This is a genomic window from Streptomyces sp. NPDC006259, assembly GCF_042870975.1.
Lineage (GTDB): Bacteria > Actinomycetota > Actinomycetes > Streptomycetales > Streptomycetaceae > Streptomyces.
Map to the genome: position 1 here is coordinate 370,656 of NZ_JBIAHY010000002.1, position 16,540 is coordinate 387,195.

Below are 16,540 nucleotides of genomic sequence, written 5' to 3' on the forward strand. Positions count from 1 at the left end.
GGGCGCCGGGCGGTCACCGCACGTCGTGGACCGTGCGGCGGTAGGTGGAGCGCCGGTCGTCGACGGACTGCCAGCGGTCGCCGTAGACGGTGCGGGTGACGCCGGGGTCGCGCAGGAAGTCGTGCGGGAAGCCGAGCGGCACGGCGCTCGCCTCGTCGAGGCGGGCGACGGCGTCGGCGTCCAGGCGGACGTCGAGGCAGCCGAGGTTGTCCGCGAGCTGGCTCTCCCTGGTGGCCGAGACGATCGGCACGACGTTGCCGGGTCGGCCCAGCAGCCAGGCGAGAGCGACCTGCGCCGGACTCCAGCCGCCCTCCTCCGCGATCTCCAGGACGGCGCTGATCACCGCGGCCTCGCGCTGGTCCTCCTCCCCGGAACCCAGTCGGCCGGACTCGCCCCGCCGGTACTTCCCGGTGAGCTTGCCGGCCGCGAGCGGCGCCCACGCCAGGACCGCCAGGTCGAAGGCCCGCGCCTGCGGGAGCAGTTCGCGTTCGGGCGTACGCTCCAGCAGGTTGTACCGCAGCTGCGAACCGGCGAACGCCGTCCAACCCCGCAGCTCCGCGAGGGTGTTGGCCTGCGCGATCTCCCAGGCCGCCCAGTCAGAGACGCCGACGTAGAGCACCTTGCCCGCGCGGACCAGGTCGTCGAGGGCGCGCATGACCTCGTCGACGGGGGTGAACTGGTCGCGGGCGTGGACCCACAGCACGTCGAGCCGGTCGGTGCGCAGCCGGTCCAGGCTCGCCTCCACCGACTGCACCAGGTTCTTGCGGTGGTTGCCCGCGGCGTTGACGTCACCCTCGCGGATCGCGCAGGTGTACTTGCTGGCGAGGACGAACTCGTCGCGCCGCCCGTCGAGCAGCTCCCCGAGGAAGCGCTCCGAGTCGCCCCCGGTGTAGATGTTGGCGGTGTCGACGAAGTTGCCGCCCGCCTCCGCGTAGAGGTCCAGCATCCTGGCGCTGGTCTCCTGGTCCGCGCCCCAGCCCGGGTCACCGCCCATGGTCATGGCGCCGAGGCTCAGCTCGCTCACGCGCAGGCCGGTCCTGCCGAACAGTGTGTACCGCATGTCGTACTCCCCCAGAAGGCGTTGGTGGGGCCGACGCTAGGCGCTGAAGCGCGCTCGAAGGCAAGCGGGCGGCGGGCTCAGGGCCGCTCGCCGGCCCGGTACACGCCGAACACGGCTCTCCCGGGGTCCCGCAGGACGGCGATCCGTGGTCCGTCGGGCAGGGAGGTCGGCTCCATCAGCACCGTGCCGCCCGCCTGGCCGGCCGTCGCCGTCGAGGCGTCCACGTCGGCGACCGCGAAGTACGGCAGCCAGTGCGGCGGCACCTCGTGCGGGAACTTGTCGTCCATCGTGATCATGCCGCCGAACTCGGCGCCGCCGACGCCCCACCGGGTGTAGTGCTCGGAGGTGGCGACGGTCCAGCCGAACACGGTGGTGTAGAAGGCCTCCGCCCGCGCCGCGTCGCGGCTCAGCAGCTCCACCCAGCCCAGCGAGCCGGGCGCGTTGAACAGGCCCGCGCCGGGGAAGGTGCGCGCCTGCCACAGCTGGAAGGCGGCACCGCCCGGGTCGAGGGCGACGACGAACCGGCCCACGTCGAACACGTCCATCGGGCCGACCAGCACCTTGCCCCCGGCCTCCTCGATCATCCGCGCGCTGACGTCGGCGTCGGACACCCCGAAGGACACGTTCCAGGCGACCGGCCGGCCCTGCTGGTACAGCGGGGTGAGCGCGGCGACGGCCGCGTCCCCGAGATGCGCGACGGTGTAGCCGCCCGCCTCCTGCCGCGGATCGGTCTCGAACCGCCAGCCGAACAACTCGGTGTAGAACCGCCGGGCGGCGGCCGGGTCGTCGGTCCCCAGCTCGGCCCAGCAGGGCCCGCCGGGCACGGGCGCGTCGAGCTTCATGGCGTTCCTCCCGAAGAAAACACCCCCTCCAGCACGCTAAGCCCGGGTCCGCTCCGCGGCATCCGCTGAGGTCAGGTGCCCGGCCGGTACCGCAGCGGATGGTCGGCGGGCACCTCCACCAGCACGATGGGGGTGCCGTCCGGGTCGGCGATCCACATCTCGACCAGGCCCCACGGCTCCTTCACCGGCGGCCGGACGATGTCCACCCCCGAGGCGGTCAGCTCCTCGTGGGCCGCCGTCACGTCCGGAACCTGCATCCACAGTCGTACGGCGGGGTCCGGCGGCGTCTGAGCCCGCCCCGAGACCTCCAGGAAGCCGCCGCCGAGGAAGTAGACGGTGCCGCGCTCCGGGCCCGTGCCGAACTCGCGGTACACGGGGAGGCCCAGTCGTTCTCCGTAGAAGGCGCGGGAGCGCTCGGGGTCGGTGGGGTGGAGCAGGATTCGGCTGCTGAGTACATGCACCATGCATCCGCAGCGTAGGCGACCGTTAAGCTCGGCGCTGCCCAGTCGCACCACACATCCGGAGAGTCCCGATGGACACCACCGCCACCGAGTTCAGCTTCCTTGACGCCACCGAGGCAGACGTGGACGCGCTCGTCGCGCTCGTCCAGTCGGCCTACCGCGGGGACTCCAGCCGGGCCGGCTGGACCACGGAGGCGGACATCCTGGAGGGACAGCGGACCGACCCCGAGGGCCTTCTGGAGATCATCAAGGGGCACGACACCCGGATGCTCACCGCCCGTCGCGACGGCCGGATCGTCGCCTGCTGCCAGCTCGAACACCGTGGTTCCTCCGCGTACTTCGGCATGTTCGCGGTCGATCCCGCCGTGCAGGGCGGCGGCCTCGGCAGGACGGTCCTGGAGGAGGCCGAGCGCCAGGCCCGCAGCGACTGGGGCGTCACCGAGATGCACATGACGGTGATCTCCGTGCGCGACGACCTGATCGCCTGGTACGAGCGGCGCGGATACCGCCGTACCGGCCGGATGACGCCGTTCCCCTACGGCGACGACCGCTTCGGCGTGCCCCAGCGGGACGACCTCCAGTTCGAGCTGCTGGTCAAGCCCCTCGGATGAGGTTCACGCCGTGAGGCGGCCGGGGTGCCCGATCTCCGGCCGGTCGGTGGTCGCGCCGTCCAGCCCGAAGGCCCGGACCAGCCGCAGTTGGTCCGCGGTGTTGACCACCCAGCCGATGATCCGCAGATCGTGCCCGCGGGCCGCCTCGACGGTCTCCAGGGTGAGCCGCCGAAGGTTCAGACACACGGTTCCGGCACCGACGGCCACGGCCCGTTCCACGATGTCGAGGCCGGCCGGGGTCCCCGCCGTCGAGTCGGGTCGGGGGTGGTGGAGGCTGCTGATGAGGGCGGTGCGCGCGCCGGGCACCAGGCGGGCGATCTCGGCGACGGCCTCGTCGTGGAAGGAGGACACCTCCACCCGTTCCACCAGGTTCCCTTCGAGCATCACCTCGGCGAGCGCCCGCGCCGCCTGCACGTCCTTGATCTCCGCCTGGAGCGGCACCGACACGGCCGCCAGGACCTCCTCGAAGACCGGCACCCGCTCGCCCTGCCCGGCGTCCAGGGCGCGCAGCTCCGCGAGGGTGTGGTCCGCGATCGGGCCGCTGCCGTCGGTGGTGCGGTCCACGTCGGCGTCGTGCATGACCACCAGAGCGCCGTCCTTGCTCAGGTGCAGGTCCAGTTCGACGGCGTCGAGACCGGCCCGCTCGGCGGCGACGAACGACCTGAGGGTGTTCTCGGGCTCGACGCCCATGACTCCGCGGTGACCGATGGTCAGGAGGTTCACGACACGCTCGCTTTCCCTGGACGGTTCCGTGCGGCCGGTGCGCACCGCGGGACCCCTACCCAGCGGCCGGCGCCGAAAGCCTCCGCGGACCTTCCGTACAAGCCTCCGCACACTCGGGGTAACGCAGGAAAAAGAGCGGTGACCATGGGGGTGTGCAGGACGTTTTCCCGAAGGTCATCTTGATGAGGCAACCTCTTCCGCGTACGGTGTCCGTACGAAAGCTTCTCCCGTGGAGGATGGGACATGACGGAAATTCTTGCGCAGGTGGGTGCGGAGGGGCGGGTTCCTCCCGTGGTCAGGGTGGTGGAGCACCCGGCCTGGCCCGTGCTCAAGGATGCCGTGGAGCGGATCCGCCCCTGGCAGTCGAAGGACGGATCGATCGACTTCACGGCCGAGGGTGCCCCCGAGCGCGCCGACGCCGACCAGGCGGTGCACCGGGTGGCGGCCGCGGTCGAGGAGCTCTCCCCGCTGCTCCCGCACGACGCGGACTACCACCGGGCCCTGGTGAAGGACCTGCGCCGGTGGGCCGAGGGCGGCTTCGAGGTGCCGGACTTCCTGGACTCGCTGCTGGCCTTCCAGCCCGCCGCGAACCGCGCGGACGGCCTCCAGCACCTGGTCGTCTTCCCGATGTACACGCAGAACGGCAACCCGGACCGCAACCTCGAGGCGGTCGTGCTGCGCATGGTCTGGCCGGACTGGCTGGCCGAACTGGAGCGCACCCGCTACGACAACCCGCTGTTCTGCGGCATCACCTTCGAGGACTTCACGGCGGGCTACGACACCAACTCCGCCGTCCTCTTCCCGGAGACCATCGCCGTCCGCGAGGCGCCGGAACGATTCTCCTGGGGCGGCATCTTCTGCGACCGCGAGGCCGCCCGCTTCCGCCGTGTCACGGACGCCGCCGTCGGCATCCTGGGCCTGGAACTGCCCGAGGACGTCGCCGCCCTGGTCCACGACCAGAAGCGGTGCGAGGAGGCCTTCGTGCTGTGGGACATGGTCCACGACCGCACCCACAGCCACGGCGACCTGCCCTTCGACCCCTTCATGATCAAGCAGCGCCAGCCGTTCTGGATGTACGGCCTGGAGGAGCTGCGCTGCGACCTCACCGCCTTCAAGGAGGCCGTGAAGCTGGAGGCCGACGGCGTCCCGCAGGCCCGTGACGTGCAGTACGCGGTTCTCTTCGACCGCATGTTCCGCTTCCCGGTCACGGGCGAGCGCGTGCGCAACTACGACGGTCTCGGCGGCCAGCTCCTCTTCGCCTACCTGCACAAGCGCGACGTCATCCGCTGGACCGACAACAACCTGCACATCGACTGGCAGCGCGCCCCGCAGGTCACCAACGAGCTGTGCGCGGAGATCGAGAAGCTGTACCGCGACGGCATCGACCGCCCGAAGCTCGTGCACTGGTTCGCCGGCTACGAGCTGGTCTCCACCTACCTCGCCCCGCACCCCGGCTCCAAGTGGGCCAAGGGGCCGGACGCCCTGGACCTGACCCAGCCGCCCCGTAAGCTCGTCGACGACGTGCTTCCGGACGAGTTTCCGCTGAGCATGTTCTATGAGGCACTGTCCAAGAAGCTGAAGAACGTGATCGCCTCCACCAAGGGCATCACGGCCGACGGTGCCGAGCGGATCGCCGCATGAGCGACCTGCGTACCGAGAACACTGCTCAGGAGGCGAAGACCATGGGGAACGGGGCTCTCAGTGGTGCGGTGATCGCGGTGGCCGGCGCGGGCGGACCCGCCGGCCGGGCGGCGCTGATCAGACTCGCCGAGGCGGGCGCCACCGTGGTGGGCGCGGACAACGACCCGGAGCGTCTCGCGGAGGCCGTGGACGCGGCGAGCTACGCGTCCGGCGGCGCGACCGTCATGGGCGAACCGGTCGACCTGCTCGACCTGCGTTCCACCCAGGACTGGGCGGCCCAGGTCGAGAAGGACTTCGGCCGGGTGGACGGTCTGGTGCACCTCGTGGGGGGCTGGCGCGGCAGCGAGACCTTCACCAAGACCAGCCTGGACGACTGGGACTTCCTGGAACTGCTGCTCATCCGCACCGTGCAGCACACCACACTCGCCTTCCATGAGGCACTCCAGCGCAGCGACCGCGGCCGGTACGTCCTGATCAGCGCCGCGGGCGCGAGCAGCCCCACCGCGGGCAACGCCGCGTACGCGGCCGGAAAGGCCGCCGCCGAGGCGTGGACGCTGTCGATGGCCGACTTCTTCCGCAAGGCCGGGGGCCCCGACGGGCCGACCTCCGCGGCGGTGATCCTGGTGGTGAAGGCGCTGGTGCACGACGTCATGCGCGCCGATCGACCCAACGCGAAGTTCGCGGGGTTCACCGACGTCAAGGACCTGGCCGAGGCCATCGCCGACGTCTGGGAGAAGCCCGCCGCCGAAGTGAACGGACACCGTCTGTGGCTCACCGAGAAGCCGTGAACCCACCCCGTACCGACGCCCGTCGTCATCACGACCCGCAGACCCGAGGTTTCGCCAGCGACAACTACGCGGGCGTCCACCCGGAGGTGATGGCCGCCCTGGCCCTAGCCAACGGGGGCCATCAGGTGGCGTACGGCGAGGACGACTACACCGAGAACCTCCAGCGGATCGTCCGGGGCCACTTCGGGCCGACGGCGGAGGCCTTCCCGGTCTTCAACGGCACCGGTGCCAACGTCGTCGCGCTCCAGGCGGTCACCGACCGCTGGGGCGCGGTGATCTGCGCCGAGAGCGCCCACATCAACGTGGACGAAGGCGGTGCGCCCGAGCGCATGGGCGGCCTCAAGCTGCTCACCGTCGCGACTCCCGACGGCAAGCTCACCCCCGAGCTGATCGACCGGCAGGCGTACGGCTGGGAGGACGAGCACCGGGCGATGCCGCAGGTCGTCTCGATCACCCAGAGCACCGAACTGGGCACGCTCTACACGCCGGAGGAGATCCGCGCGATCTGCGAGCACGCCCACGCGCACGGCATGAAGGTGCACCTGGACGGCTCCCGCATAGCCAACGCGGCCGCCTCGCTGGACGTTCCGATGCGGACGTTCACCAACGCGGTCGGCGTCGACATCCTCTCGCTCGGCGGGACGAAGAACGGCGCGATGTTCGGCGAGGCGGTCGTGGTCATCAACCAGGACGCGGTCTCGCACATGCGGCACCTGCGCAAGCTGTCCATGCAGCTCGCCTCCAAGATGCGCTTCGTCTCGGTGCAGTTGGAGGCGCTGCTGGCCAAGGACCTCTGGCTGCGCAACGCCCGCCACGCCAACGACATGGCGCAGCGGCTGGCCGAGGGGGTGCGCGCGGTGCACGGCGTGGAGATCCTGCACCCGGTCCAGGTCAACGGCGTCTTCGCCAGGTTGCCGCACGAGGTGGGCGAGCGCCTCCAGAAGCGGTTCCGCTTCTACTTCTGGGACGAGGCGGCGGGTGTGGTCCGCTGGATGTGCTCCTTCGACACGACGGAGGAGGACGTGGACGCCTTCGTGGCGGCGCTCAAGGAGGAGATGGCCCGGTAGGGGCTGCCGCCCGCCACGACGATGTGCGCATAGGTATGCGGTCACCTGGAAAACGATTGACGCCCGGGTGATCGCTTTCCTATGCTCTCGAAGCATGGAGCTGATCCAGGAAACCCCCGACCTCTCCGCCTACCTGGCCGCCGACGAGGTCATCGACCATCACCACCCCCTGGTCCGGGACACCGCCGCACGGCTGGCGTCACAGGCAGAGGACTCGTATGCCTATGCGCGACTGGCTTTCGAGTTCGTGCGGGACACCATCCCGCACTCAGAGGACTCCGGCGATCTGCGGGTGACCTGGCGCGCCTCCGACGTACTGGAGCGGCGCACGGGCATCTGCTACGCCAAGGCCCACGCGCTGACCGCGCTGCTGCGCGCCGAGGACATCCCCACCGCCCTCTGCTACCAGACGTTCGACGTCGTCCACGGGCTGGTCGCCGTCCGCTTCAACGGCGCCTGGCACCGCCAGGACCCGCGCGGCAACAAGCCCGGCGTCAACGCCCAGTTCTCCCTGGACGGCGAACAACTGGCCTTCGTCCCCGACACCGCCGCCGGTGAGCGCGACCACCCCGTCCTGTACGCGGCACCGCCCCCGCCCGTCCTGCGCGCGCTCCGGGCCGCCTCGGACCGCCCCCACCTCTGGAAGACGCTCCCCGCCACGCTGTGACACCCCCGTCGCGGATGCCGGGGGTGTCGATGAGTGCGGGGGGAGGTGGGGGAGAGGCGCCGGTGCGACGGGAGCGGTGGACCCAACTGCGGCAGGGGGCCGGACCGCCGGGAAGCCGGCCACCCGACCTGTTGATCCGGCCGCTCCTCGCCCCTGTGACGCGTCCGGCGGGCGAGGCCCGGCCGACGACCGAACCCCGGTCACGGCACGGCCACCGGGCTTCCGGTTCGCGGTCGGGACCCTCATCGGCTGCCGGACCCCCGCCCGCGGGCGGGGGAGGGGGAGCGGGTCAGCGGGCCTCGGCCGCGCGCACCTGCTCCGGCGTGGGCGCCGTGCCGCCCAGATGGGCCGGCATCCACCAGGTGTCGCTCGCGTCCTTGGGGCGGACCGGGTAGGCCCGCTGGGCGGCCTCCAGCAGTTCCTGCACCCGCTCGCGGACCTGGCGGGTGATCGCGCCGGCGTACTTGTCGCGCGAGGCCTCGAGCGCCTCGCCGACCCGCATGGTGACAGGGGTGTGGCTGCGCTTGAAGTTGCGCGGGTGCCCCTTGGTCCACAGCCGCTGTGTCCCCCACACCGCCATCGGCACCAGCGGCACGCCCGCCTCCTGGGCCAGCCGCGCCGCGCCGGTCTTGAAGGACTTCAGCGTGAACGACTCCGAGATGGTGGCCTCGGGGAAGACACCGATGATCTCCCCGGAGCGCAGCGAGTCCAGCGCGTGCGCGTAGGCCGCCTCGCCCTGCGTGCGGTCGACGGGGATGTGCTTCATCCCGCGCATCAGCGGGCCGGAGACCTTGTGGCGGAAGACGGACTCCTTCGCCATGAAACGCACGAGCCGCTTCTGCGGGAGCGCCGCGAGACCGTTGAAGATGAAGTCGAGGTAGCTGATGTGGTTGCTCACCAGCACGGCTCCGCCCGAGCGCGGGATGTTTTCCGACCCCTGGCAGTCGATCTTGAGGTCCCAGACCTTGAACAGGGTCTGTGCGAGGCCGACGACGGGGCGGTAGACAAGCTCTGCCATGGACGAGGCGGACCCTTCCTGATCTCCGCCCGGGGGCGGCTCCCCGGCGGCAAAGTTACGCAGCCGTAGGTTTACGGCATCTCGCAGATCGTGCCCGAAGAACGGCCGGGTAGCCAGTCCTCGTGCCCGCCAACCGCGAGATTCTCGTCACGTCCGCGCCGTTGCTCCACCTCGGCCTTTCGGCCCGCCTTCACTCCGCTCGAACCGTGGCCCGCCGCACCAGGAGGTACATCTCGCAGCCCAGGCAGTACCCGAAAGCGGCATTGAGGAAAGCCGCCGCGAGCGCGGCCCCGGTGGCCGCCGACCCCAGCCAGTCTGGCCCGAGGGCGAATCCGATCAGACCCAGCCCCGCGAAGCCCAGCCCCACCGCCTGCGCGAACCGCGGCGGCTGCGGCGCCTCGAACTCGGTCGGCGGCCCCAGCCTGGGGCGCACGACCGCCCGGAACACCCACCCGTACGGCGAACGGCCGACCCCGCCGGCCGCGCCGAGCGCGAACGCCAGCGTCTGCCAGGCCAGCAGCCACGGGCTCCGGGTGATCAGCACGACCGCCAGTACGACGGTCGTGACGGCCGCCCCGAACCGCGGCCCTCTCGCATCGATGTCCATGAATCAAGCATTCCGCAACGGACAGGCGAGGGGGAGGCGGGAATCTTTGCAGTCTCGTGAATGCTGGTGCCGATGATGACCGGACTCATGGTGTGCGTGGCGGTGCTCGCGGTGGCGAGCGCCTACGGAGTGCTGCACCGACGGCGGAGCGGGAGGGTGCGCGTGCGCGGGCGCGACGAAGGACAGCGGCTCGGGGCCGACCGGCTGGGCGGCGAACTCGGCGAGCGGGCCACGCTCGTGCAGTTCTCCAGCGCCTTCTGCGCCCCCTGCCGGGCGACCCGGCGGATCCTCGGCGAGGTGGCGGACCTCGTCCCCGGCGTCACCCACATCGAGATCGACGCCGAGGCGCGCCTCGACCTCGTCAGGGAACTCGCCGTCCTCAAGACCCCGACCGTGCTGGTCCTGGACGCCGACGGGCACGTCGTGCGCCGCGCCACCGGACAGCCCCGCAAGGCCGACGTCATCGCGGCCCTGGGCGAGGCGGTGTGAGTCCGTGCCACCGACGCCGAGTCCGCTCCCCGACGCCGGCACGCACTTGACCGCGCGTGCCACCGGTCGTCAGCCTGGCCGTATGCCCGAGGAACTCCTTCTCCACGGACGGGCGCACGTCGACCTCGTCCGTACCGCGAGTGCGCGCTGTCCGGTCCGTTGAGCAGCCACGCATCCACTCGTCACTCCCGGCAGAAGGACCAGGACCAGCCATGACGGCCACGCCCGACCTCGGTACCCCCCAGCTCGCCTCGCCCGACCTGCTGCGCTCCGTCTTCCGACGGCACGCGGCCGGGGTGGCCGTGATCACGGCCGTCGGAGAGAGCGGGCCGGTCGGCTTCACCGCCACCTCGCTCACCTCCGTCTCGGCCGAGCCCCCGATGCTGTCCTTCGGCATCGGCGCCGGCGCCTCCAGCTGGCCGGCCGTCTCCACGGCCGACCACGTCGGGGTGCACATACTCGGCGAGCACCAGCGGGAGCTGGCCGCCACCTTCGCGCGCAGCGGGGCCGACCGGTTCGGCGCGCCGACGTCCTGGCGGGAGGGCCCCGAGGGGGTTCCCGTCCTCGACGAGGTGCTGGCCTGGCTGGTGTGCCGGGTCGTCGCGCGCATACCCGCGGGGGACCACCGGATCGTCCTCGCCGAGGTGGTGGTGGGCGATCCCGCGGGCGCGGGCCGCCCGTTGCTCTACCACCAGGGCCGTTTCACCGCTCTGCGGGATTGATCACGGTCCGGCGCCGCTGCGGAGGCGTCGAGTTCCGGTTACGGTGCGTTGCGGAGGTCACAGTTCAAAGCGCTTGCTTAGCGGGCAGGAACTGGGTGTACTGACGAGTAATATTCCGTTCGGGAGCGCAGGCCGCCCCGATCGGGATCGGCCGCTTGTGGCGCCTATGCTGCCTGAAAGAAGGCAGCCAGAACTGACGATGCAGTAGGAGAGCCGGCGTGAGCTTGAGGATCGTTGTCACTGTGAAGTACGTGCCCGACGCCACTGGCGACCGGCACTTCGCCGATGACCTGACCGTCGACCGGGACGATGTGGACGGTCTGCTCTCCGAGCTGGACGAGTACGCGGTCGAGCAGGCGCTGCAGATCTCCGAGAACTCCGACGACGACGTGGAGATCACCGTTCTGACGGTCGGCCCCGAGGACGCCAAGGACGCGCTCCGCAAGGCCCTGTCCATGGGTGCCGACAAGGCGATCCACGTCGAGGACGACGACCTGCACGGCACCGACGCCATCGGCACCTCCCTGGTGCTGGCCAAGGCGATCGAGAAGGCCGGCTACGACCTGGTGATCTCCGGCATGGCCTCCACCGACGGCACCATGGGCGTCGTCCCGGCCCTGGTGGCCGAGCGCCTGGGCGTCCCGCAGGTGACCCTGCTGTCCGAGGTCTCCGTGGCGGACGGCACCGTCAAGGGCCGCCGTGACGGGGACACCGCCTCGGAGCAGCTGGAGGCGTCCCTGCCGGCCGTCGTGTCGGTCACCGACCAGTCCGGTGAGGCGCGGTACCCGTCCTTCAAGGGCATCATGGCCGCCAAGAAGAAGCCGGTGGAGTCCTGGGACCTGTCCGACCTCGACATCGAGGCGGAGGAGGTCGGCCTGGACGGCGCCCGGACCAAGGTCGAGTCCGCGAACGCGCGTCCGGCCCGCACCGCCGGCACGATCGTCAAGGACGAGGGCGAGGGCGGGAAGCAGCTCGCCGAGTTCCTCGCGGGCCAGAAGTTCATCTGAGTCCCCACTCGCCGACCCGCCCCTCAAGTTCCGTACCCAGGAGAGCAATCCCATGGCTGAAGTCCTCGTCTACGTCGACCACGTGGACGGCGCCGTCCGCAAGCCCACCCTGGAGCTGCTGACCCTGGCCCGCCGCATCGGCGAGCCGGTCGCCGTGGCCCTCGGCAGCGGCGCCGCCGACACCGCCTCCGTCCTCGCCGAGCACGGCGCGGTCAAGGTCCTCACGCACGACGCGTCCGAGTACGCCGACTACCTGGTCGTGCCGAAGGTGGACGCGCTCCAGGCCGCCGTCGAGGCGGTCTCCCCCGCCGCGGTGCTGGTGTCGTCCTCCGCGGAGGGCAAGGAGATCGCCGCCCGCCTGGCGCTGCGCACCGGCTCCGGCGTCATCACCGACGCCGTCGACGTCGAGGCCGGCGACGAGGGCCCGGTGGCCACCCAGTCGGTGTTCGCCGCGTCCTTCACCACCAAGTCCCGCGTCGTCAAGGGCGTCCCGGTCATCACCGTGAAGCCCAACAGCGCCGCCGTCGAGGCAGCTCCGGCCGCCGGCGCGGTCGAGGCCCTCGCGGTCACCTTCTCCGCCCAGGCGACCGGCACCAAGGTCACCGGCCGCACGCCGCGCGAGTCGACGGGCCGCCCCGACCTGACCGAGGCCGCGATCGTCGTCTCCGGCGGCCGTGGCGTCAACGGCGCCGAGAACTTCTCGATCATCGAGGCCCTCGCCGACTCCCTCGGCGCGGCCGTCGGCGCCTCGCGTGCCGCGGTGGACGCCGGCTGGTACCCGCACACCAACCAGGTCGGCCAGACCGGCAAGTCCGTCTCGCCGCAGCTGTACATCGCCAACGGCATCTCCGGCGCGATCCAGCACCGCGCCGGCATGCAGACCTCGAAGACGATCGTGGCCGTCAACAAGGACGCCGAGGCCCCGATCTTCGACCTGGTCGACTACGGCGTCGTCGGCGACCTGTTCGACGTCGTCCCGCAGCTCACCGAGGAGATCAAGACCCGCAAGGGCTGATCCCCGAGCGCCGCTGTCCCGAGGCCCCCGTGACCCCACCGGTCACGGGGGCCTCGGCTCATCCCAGGGACACCGAGGCGCACACCGGCAGGTGGTCGCTCGGATACCGGCCGTCCAGCGAGAAGGTGTCCACCCATGCCCGGTGGACCGTGACGCCCGGCGTCGCCAGGATCCAGTCGATGCGGTCCCCGCCCGGCTGCGGACCCCGGTACGCGTGGAACGTCCCGTACGCCGGACCCCGCCGCTCCGCCGCGTCCCAGGTGTCGACGAGGCCGCCGTCCAGCAGCGTGTCGTGGATCGTGCCGCGGCGCGCGGGGGTGTTGAAGTCGCCGGTCACCAGCAGGGGCAGGCCGGGGTCGAACGAGGCGACCCGTTCGGCGATCATCGCGGCGGCGCGTTCGCGGGCGTACTGACCGGCGTTGTCGAGATGGGTGTTGAGGAGGCAGAACCGCCGGCCCGCCGCCCCGAGATCGCGGAAGCGGACCCAGGTGACCATCCGGGGATGGGCGCCGCCCCAGGTGTTGGAGCCCCGTACCTCCGGGGTGTCGGAGAGCCAGAAGTGGGCGTGCTCGACCGGGGCGAGCCGCCGCGTGTCGTAGAAGACGGCCATCGACTCGTCGTCACCCCCGCCGCGTCCGGTGCCGATCCAGTGGTAGTGGGGCCCGAGGTCGGCCTCGATGTCACGCAGCTGGGGCGGCTCGCCCTCCTGGGTGCCGATGACGTGCGGCGCCGCCGCGCGGAGCAGGGCGCGCATCGCCGGACGGCGGGCCGTCCAGCTGTGGGGTTCCCTCGCGCTGGGGAACCGGAGGTTGAAGGTCATGACCTCCAGGGGTGGGACGGCGGCGGCCCTCGGCGGCGACTCCTCCTCGGCCGAGGGGACCCGGACGGCCGAAGAGGCCCGCAACGCCCCGATCAGGGGAACGCCGACGGCGGCGGCCGTCACGGTCCGCAGCCCCGTACGTCGCGTGAGTCCCGCGGTGTCCGCCAAGTGGCCTCCCCTTCCTCTCGTACGCCAGGGTGAGTGTACGAACGGATCGACGGAAGAGGGCCTCGCGACGCAAGTGAGGCAGGGAGTCCGAAGGGACCAGGGCGTGGACAGGGTGTTGACCCGCGAGAAGCCCCGCGGTTAGTTTCCTTCAACGGATTGTTGATTCCGTAAGGCGGAAAACAGGAGGGTGTGGGAATGGGTCAGGGTCAGCAGGAGACGGTGTCGAGGAGCCTCGCGGGTGCCGTCGGCGAGGAGATCAGCGCCTCCCTCGCCCCGGTCGACGCCGAACTCCAACGCCGCTACCCGGGCGACCCCGGCACCCGCCAGCCCGTCCACACGGTCTACGTCCCCGGCGACGCCTTCGCCGCCGACACCCTCCGCTCCTGGGGCGACCGGGCCCTCGCCGCGCTCGACGAACACGCTCCCGACGCCACGTCGTTCGCCGCCGTCCTCGGCCTGTCCGAGGAACTCGCCGAGCCCGTGTACACACGCGTGCGCGCCAAGCTGGAACGCGAGCCGATCGAGGACCTGCGGGTGGACTTCGAGGACGGCTACGGCCCGCGCCCGGACGCCGAGGAGGACGAGGCGGCGGCCCGCGCGGCCCGGCTGATCGCCGAGGCGTACGCCGAGGGCACGGCGGCCCCGTACATGGGCATCCGCATGAAGTGCATGGAGGCCGCCGTCCGCGACCGGGGCATCCGCACCCTGGACATCTTCCTCACCGGGCTGACGGAGGCCGGCGGCCTGCCCGACGGGCTGGTGCTGACGCTGCCGAAGGTGACCTACCCCGAGCAGGTCGCCGCGATGGTCCGGCTCCTGGAGGCCTTCGAGCGGGCCCGCGGGCTCACCCCCGGCCGGCTCGGCTTCGAGATCCAGATCGAGACCAGCCAGGCCATCCTCGCCGCCGACGGCACCGCCACCGTCGCCCGCATGATCCAGGCCGCCGAGGGCCGCGCCACCGGCCTGCACTACGGCACCTTCGACTACAGCGCCTGCCTCGGCGTCTCCGCCGCGCACCAGGCCAGTGACCACCCGGCCGCCGACCACGCCAAGGCCGTCATGCAGGTCGCCGCCGCCGGCACCGGCGTACGCGTCTGCGACGGCTCCACGAACGTCCTGCCGGTCGGCCCCGCCCACCAGGTCCACGACGCCTGGCGCCTGCACTACGGCCTCACCCGCCGTGCCCTCGCCCGCGCCTACTACCAGGGCTGGGACATGCACCCCGGCCACCTCCCGACCCGCTACGCGGCGGTCTTCGCCTTCTACCGCGAGGGGTTCGCGCAGGCCGCCGAGCGCCTCGCCCGGTACGCCGACCGGGCGGGCGGCGACGTGATGGACGAGCCGGCGACCGCCAAGGCCCTCAGCGGGTACCTGCTGCGCGGCCTGGACTGCGGCGCCCTGGACACGGCCGAGGTGACCGGCGCGACCGGGCTGACGCGCGCCGCCCTGGAGGACTTCGCGGCACCGCGCCGAGGTGATCTGACGGCCTCCGCGCGGTAGCCGCGGTGGCCGCGGTGGCCGCGGTGGCCGCGGTGGCCGCGGTGGCCGCGGAACGAGCGGACCGGCCGGGGCGTCGCGCCCCGGCCGGCCGTAGGTGCTCAGCTCCCGCTGTTTCCGCCACCGCCCGGGAAGGTGTACGGGGCGGTGATGATCTCCATCCCGTGCCCCGCGGGATCCATGAAGTACAGGCCCCGCCCGCCGTGATGGTGGTTGATCTCGCCCGGCTGCTTCCCGTGCGGATCGGCGAAGTACGTGATCCCGGCTTCCCGGATCCGCGCGAACGCGGCGTCGAACTCCTCGTCGGAGACGAGGAACGCGTAGTGCTGCGGGGTGATGGATCCCGCCGGGACGGTGGCGAAGTCCAGGGTGACGCCGTTGCCGGTGGCGACCGGGATGAAGGGGCCCCATTCGTCCCCTGCTTCGAGTCCCAGCAGGTGGGCGAGGAACTCGGCGGACTCCCGGTTGTCACGGGAGTGGACGATCGTGTGGTTCAGGTCGACGGACATGTGTGGAATGCCTCCGTAAGGCAAACTCACGGGCACCTCCATGCCTCACCCAGCCGGTGACCGACACGCGATGCCGTATGACGATCCTAACGGACGCGAAGGTGCTCCAGCCCGGAGAGCGTCACCATCTTCTCCTTCGCGAACCATTGCGTGCCGCGCTCGCACAGCCGCGCGTCGGCCCTGGCCCGAGCGCAGAACTCCTCCGGCGTCACCCCGAACATCTGCCTCAACTTGGCCGAACCCTCGAGTAGTTCGCTGATCAGGGAACGCTGCCCCGGATGGCTGCGCGGCACCCCGTCGCCGTTGTGCAGGACACCGTGACGGTTGACGTACGCGAACACCCCGGACACGATGCCGCCGTCGCCCGACTCGATCCGCGCCGACGCCTCGGGCAGCCGGACCCGGTCGAAGTTCGGCTCGGTCGCGTCGACGACGGCAAGCTGCTCGGCGTCCAGCCAGATGACGAACAACTCCCGTCGGACACCGGGCGCGTCGACGGGGGACGCGGACACGTACCCCAGGACGCTCACATGGGCCGACACCCCCACGTCGATGCCCGTGACCCGGGTCCGGACCATCGGGATCGCCGAGGTGAGCGCGGACTCGGCCATCTTGTGCCGCAGTTGGCCGGGGCAGGCGTTGGAGCCGACGGCCAGGACGGGGGTCCGGTCCGGGAACGTGAGGCGGTCCAGCGGCAACAGCCGGTCCCCGTCGAGCAGTCCGGACTCCGCCGGCCACGTCCCCGGATACGTCAGCGGATGGTCGCGCGGCGCGTCGGCCAGACCCAGCGCCTCCAGCGTGCGGTGCCCCTCGTGCCCGTCCATGCCG

The 16,540-nt window shown here is 71.5% G+C and carries 19 protein-coding genes; 10 read left to right on the plus strand and 9 right to left on the minus strand.

The window, feature by feature from the left end; translation table 11 throughout:
• Nucleotides 1-13: 13 nt before the first annotated feature.
• The 3 genes from ACFYO5_RS07760 to ACFYO5_RS07770 form a co-directional block, all read right to left on the minus strand.
• Nucleotides 14-1,060, minus strand: a complete 1,047-nt coding sequence (locus ACFYO5_RS07760; RefSeq protein WP_388705439.1) for an aldo/keto reductase — start codon at nt 1,058-1,060, stop codon at nt 14-16.
• A gap of 77 nt (nt 1,061-1,137) precedes the next feature.
• A complete protein-coding gene (locus ACFYO5_RS07765) occupies nt 1,138-1,902 on the minus strand; it encodes a VOC family protein (protein ID WP_388705442.1) in 765 nt (254 codons plus the stop codon).
• 71 nt (nt 1,903-1,973) lie between these two features.
• Nucleotides 1,974-2,366: a VOC family protein gene (locus ACFYO5_RS07770; protein ID WP_356563743.1), complete on the minus strand. Its 393-nt coding sequence runs from the start codon at nt 2,364-2,366 to the stop codon at nt 1,974-1,976.
• 68 nt (nt 2,367-2,434) lie between these two features.
• On the opposite strand from ACFYO5_RS07770, the gene ACFYO5_RS07775 reads away from it, so the two are divergent.
• Complete coding sequence (locus ACFYO5_RS07775) at nt 2,435-2,974, plus strand: GNAT family N-acetyltransferase (RefSeq protein WP_388705446.1); 540 nt, start codon at nt 2,435-2,437, stop codon at nt 2,972-2,974.
• 3 nt (nt 2,975-2,977) lie between these two features.
• On the opposite strand, the gene ACFYO5_RS07780 is transcribed toward ACFYO5_RS07775, so the two are convergent.
• On the minus strand, nt 2,978-3,697 hold the full coding sequence (locus tag ACFYO5_RS07780) for a glycerophosphodiester phosphodiesterase (protein WP_388705448.1): 720 nt from the start codon (nt 3,695-3,697) through the stop codon (nt 2,978-2,980).
• Between the two features lie 243 nt (nt 3,698-3,940).
• Between ACFYO5_RS07780 and ACFYO5_RS07785 the strand changes: the two genes are divergently transcribed.
• The 4 genes from ACFYO5_RS07785 to ACFYO5_RS07800 all read left to right on the plus strand — a co-directional run bounded on the left by ACFYO5_RS07785 (nt 3,941) and on the right by ACFYO5_RS07800 (nt 7,860).
• Complete coding sequence (locus tag ACFYO5_RS07785; protein ID WP_356563749.1) at nt 3,941-5,338, plus strand: DUF6421 family protein; 1,398 nt, start codon at nt 3,941-3,943, stop codon at nt 5,336-5,338.
• Nucleotides 5,339-5,379: 41 nt separating this feature from the next.
• Nucleotides 5,380-6,126 carry an SDR family NAD(P)-dependent oxidoreductase gene (locus ACFYO5_RS07790; protein WP_356564071.1) on the plus strand — a complete coding sequence of 249 codons (747 nt, stop codon included), beginning with the start codon at nt 5,380-5,382 and terminating at the stop codon, nt 6,124-6,126.
• Complete coding sequence (locus ACFYO5_RS07795; protein ID WP_388705451.1) at nt 6,123-7,193, plus strand: threonine aldolase family protein; 1,071 nt, start codon at nt 6,123-6,125, stop codon at nt 7,191-7,193. Before ACFYO5_RS07790 ends, ACFYO5_RS07795 begins: the two co-directional genes overlap by 4 nt.
• 94 nt (nt 7,194-7,287) lie before the next feature.
• Nucleotides 7,288-7,860 (plus strand): transglutaminase family protein, encoded by a 573-nt coding sequence (locus tag ACFYO5_RS07800; RefSeq protein WP_388705453.1) that lies wholly within the window; start codon nt 7,288-7,290, stop codon nt 7,858-7,860.
• 289 nt (nt 7,861-8,149) lie between these two features.
• Here the strand turns inward: ACFYO5_RS07800 and ACFYO5_RS07805 are convergent, their stop codons facing one another.
• Together ACFYO5_RS07805 and ACFYO5_RS07810 are read right to left on the minus strand one after the other, a co-directional pair.
• Nucleotides 8,150-8,878, minus strand: a complete 729-nt coding sequence (locus tag ACFYO5_RS07805) for a lysophospholipid acyltransferase family protein (protein WP_356563755.1) — start codon at nt 8,876-8,878, stop codon at nt 8,150-8,152.
• A gap of 190 nt (nt 8,879-9,068) precedes the next feature.
• Nucleotides 9,069-9,485, minus strand: a complete 417-nt coding sequence (locus tag ACFYO5_RS07810; protein WP_388705455.1) for a DUF4395 domain-containing protein — start codon at nt 9,483-9,485, stop codon at nt 9,069-9,071.
• Between the two features lie 75 nt (nt 9,486-9,560).
• Between ACFYO5_RS07810 and ACFYO5_RS07815 the strand changes: the two genes are divergently transcribed.
• From ACFYO5_RS07815 to ACFYO5_RS07830, 4 genes are all read left to right on the plus strand, one after another.
• Nucleotides 9,561-9,974 (plus strand): thioredoxin family protein, encoded by a 414-nt coding sequence (locus tag ACFYO5_RS07815; RefSeq protein WP_356564073.1) that lies wholly within the window; start codon nt 9,561-9,563, stop codon nt 9,972-9,974.
• A 212-nt stretch (nt 9,975-10,186) separates the two neighbouring features.
• Nucleotides 10,187-10,696, plus strand: coding sequence for a flavin reductase family protein (locus tag ACFYO5_RS07820; protein ID WP_388705457.1), 510 nt, complete (start codon nt 10,187-10,189; stop codon nt 10,694-10,696).
• 218 nt (nt 10,697-10,914) lie between these two features.
• Nucleotides 10,915-11,703, plus strand: coding sequence for an electron transfer flavoprotein subunit beta/FixA family protein (locus ACFYO5_RS07825; RefSeq protein ID WP_356563759.1), 789 nt, complete (start codon nt 10,915-10,917; stop codon nt 11,701-11,703).
• Between the two features lie 52 nt (nt 11,704-11,755).
• Entirely contained in the window at nt 11,756-12,718 is a 963-nt protein-coding gene (locus ACFYO5_RS07830; protein ID WP_388705459.1) for an electron transfer flavoprotein subunit alpha/FixB family protein, read from the plus strand.
• 58 nt (nt 12,719-12,776) lie between these two features.
• On the opposite strand, the gene ACFYO5_RS07835 is transcribed toward ACFYO5_RS07830, so the two are convergent.
• A complete protein-coding gene (locus tag ACFYO5_RS07835) occupies nt 12,777-13,706 on the minus strand; it encodes an endonuclease/exonuclease/phosphatase family protein (protein WP_388705461.1) in 930 nt (309 codons plus the stop codon).
• Nucleotides 13,707-13,901: 195 nt separating this feature from the next.
• On the opposite strand from ACFYO5_RS07835, the gene ACFYO5_RS07840 reads away from it, so the two are divergent.
• Nucleotides 13,902-15,206: a DUF6986 family protein gene (locus ACFYO5_RS07840; protein WP_388705464.1), complete on the plus strand. Its 1,305-nt coding sequence runs from the start codon at nt 13,902-13,904 to the stop codon at nt 15,204-15,206.
• A gap of 98 nt (nt 15,207-15,304) precedes the next feature.
• On the opposite strand, the gene ACFYO5_RS07845 is transcribed toward ACFYO5_RS07840, so the two are convergent.
• Entirely contained in the window at nt 15,305-15,712 is a 408-nt protein-coding gene (locus tag ACFYO5_RS07845) for a VOC family protein (RefSeq protein ID WP_388705466.1), read from the minus strand.
• Nucleotides 15,713-15,798: 86 nt separating this feature from the next.
• Entirely contained in the window at nt 15,799-16,536 is a 738-nt protein-coding gene (locus tag ACFYO5_RS07850; protein WP_388705468.1) for a hypothetical protein, read from the minus strand.
• Between the last annotated feature and the right edge of the window lie 4 nt (nt 16,537-16,540).